Here is a 2,141-nt window from a genome sequence, read left to right as displayed (position 1 = left end):
ATGAGATGGTCTCCCCCTACCACCCCAGCAGGCTTTGAGCCAAGCTTGGTGATGCACCAATACATCAAAGGAGCAGGCCATGACTCAGCACAATATTATTGGTATCGACCTCGCTAAATCTGTGTTCTACCTTTTCGAAATCAATCAAAACGGTAAGAACGTAGGTCGACATAAAATTACCCGCAACAAGTTGCTTCAATGCATTGCAAATAAACCCTGCGCCACTATTGCGATGGAAGCATGCTCATCTGCGCACTATTGGGCCAGGGAGTTCTCTAAGCTCGGGCACTCAGTCATCCTTTATCCGCCACAACATGTCAAAAAACAACGACGTAAGCAAAAGAATGACTATAACGATGCGGAAGCTATCGCAGAAGTCGCACTTATCGGCAGGGCATTTCCCGTTCAAGCTAAGTCCATTGCACAACAGGATGTGCAATCCCTCATACGTATGCGACGCCTTCTTGTCTCTGAACGCACCAGAATGATTAATCAAATTCGTGGCTTAATCGCCGAATACGGTATCGTTATTGCTGTCGGGAAAACCGCTTTCTGCAAGGCTATCCCTCACATCTTAGAAGACGCAGACAACCAACTCTCTTCTATCATGAGGGAGCTTATTCACTGCCAGTTCGAGCGTTATCATGCACTCAATGAACAAATTGATTGGTTTGACCGTAAGCTTGAGCAAACCGCTAAGTCATTCGATAACGCACAGCGACTAATGACTATTCCGGGCTACGGCACGATTACCAGTCAAGCGGTTGCTGTATGGCTAGGCTCAGGTGAGCAATTTCACAATGGCCGTGATGCCTCCGCAGCCATGGGATTAGTCCCCAAACAAGATACAACTGGCGGAAAAGTCCAGTTACTAGGCATCACCAAAACGGGTAATACCTATATCCGTTCGTTGCTCATCCATGGAGCAAGAGCCGCACTGCGAAGGGCCAAATTTAAGTCTGACAAATTCAGTAAATGGATGCTTGAGGTTGCTGAGAGACGAGGGCCTAACCGCGCTGCGGTAGCCATTGCCAACAAGCTCATGCGTATCGCTTGGGCGATCATTACTAAGAAAGAAACGTATCAACCCGCTTAATCAAGAAGAGCAATCACCCACTTTGCAAAGGACGTAATAAGATGAAAATCAGGATAATTCCTACACGTTGAAAACCTTCTGCTCACCCTGAACCTCGAGTTCGTTAAGGTGATTAGGACTTCGTGTTCGACTGCCTCATCTTGGCCAAGGCTAAAGCCGCTTAAACAGGCCGTATATATGGTAGTTAACCTGCTCTTTGATTCTGTTACTGACTTGCAAAACAGGGGGAGACCATATAGGTGAACAACGCCTCCACCCAAACCTAAAGCATTGTGCCATAAACACTAAAACTTAAGTAGAAGCAAAAGTGCCAAGCGTTGGGAATCCCTCTTAAATTGTTTGTTAGCACTCTGACTCACATGAAGGCGCATTACCTAAAATTGCTTGGTACCTTTGTGCTTGCTCTAACGCTGCTCTCGCTGAAAACAACTGACTCTCTGCATTTCGACGAGCACGAGTTTCTGCATTTGGATTATTACCCTTAATGTCAAAATCAGGAGAGTGAACCCTTTCATAACGAGCTTCAGCGTCAGCTAATTGCTTTAGTGCAAATTCCACATCACTTTTTCTAGCTAAGTCAGCAAAATAGTACTCTCGAGCTTTTTGCGGGTTCGATAGAAAATTTTCAACATCAGCCTTTAAAGTTTTGAAGGTATCCGTATTTGTATAAACGAGGAAAATTTCTGATTCTACGGGCTTGATATACCAAGTATGGCTCCAAACACCACCGTAACAACTTTTTGTGTGCTTATAATGAAAACCATTTTTCGTGTGGATTTTGCTCATAACTGCCTCATAGGACCAATAAATTACATTAGATGTTGCTAAATATACGTAGAGAGTGCTAACGCCGCATTAAGTGGTGAGCAACGCCTACCACCAAACCTAACCCATTGTGACATAAACACTTAAACTGAAGTAAGCCGAAAACGCCATGCGTTGGGAATCCGTCTTAAATGCTTTGATACTCATTGAGCCTTCTCCTCCAGCTTAACCGACTGGCTAAGCTGGAAGGCGACGAAACCCAAAAAGGAGAAGACTCAAT

Annotated in this window: 2 protein-coding genes; one reads left to right on the top strand and one right to left on the bottom strand. The window is 44.8% G+C overall.

Features of this window, described 5'->3' with window-relative positions:
- Nucleotides 1-79 precede the first annotated feature (79 nt).
- The gene (locus LRP49_RS25055; protein WP_274146387.1) at nt 80-1,096 is read left to right on the top strand and encodes an IS110 family RNA-guided transposase; all 1,017 of its coding nucleotides are present in this window, start codon (nt 80-82) and stop codon (nt 1,094-1,096) included.
- Between the two features lie 342 nt (nt 1,097-1,438).
- Here the strand turns inward: LRP49_RS25055 and LRP49_RS25050 are convergent, their stop codons facing one another.
- Nucleotides 1,439-1,882: a hypothetical protein gene (locus LRP49_RS25050; RefSeq protein ID WP_169600820.1), complete on the bottom strand. Its 444-nt coding sequence runs from the start codon at nt 1,880-1,882 to the stop codon at nt 1,439-1,441.
- Between the last annotated feature and the right edge of the window lie 259 nt (nt 1,883-2,141).

It is taken from the genome of Enterovibrio qingdaonensis (genome assembly GCF_028683135.1).
In the GTDB taxonomy this organism is placed as follows: Bacteria; Pseudomonadota; Gammaproteobacteria; order Enterobacterales; family Vibrionaceae; genus Enterovibrio; species Enterovibrio qingdaonensis.
This window is presented reverse-complemented; position numbering and strand designations above follow the sequence as displayed.

Bases quoted from the DNA above. Each gene is read 5' to 3' on its own strand.
- LRP49_RS25055 (WP_274146387.1), top strand. From the start codon at position 80: ATGACTCAGCACAATATTATTGGTATCGACCTCGCTAAATCTGTGTTC.
- LRP49_RS25050 (WP_169600820.1), bottom strand. From the start codon at position 1,882: ATGAGCAAAATCCACACGAAAAATGGTTTTCATTATAAGCACACAAAA.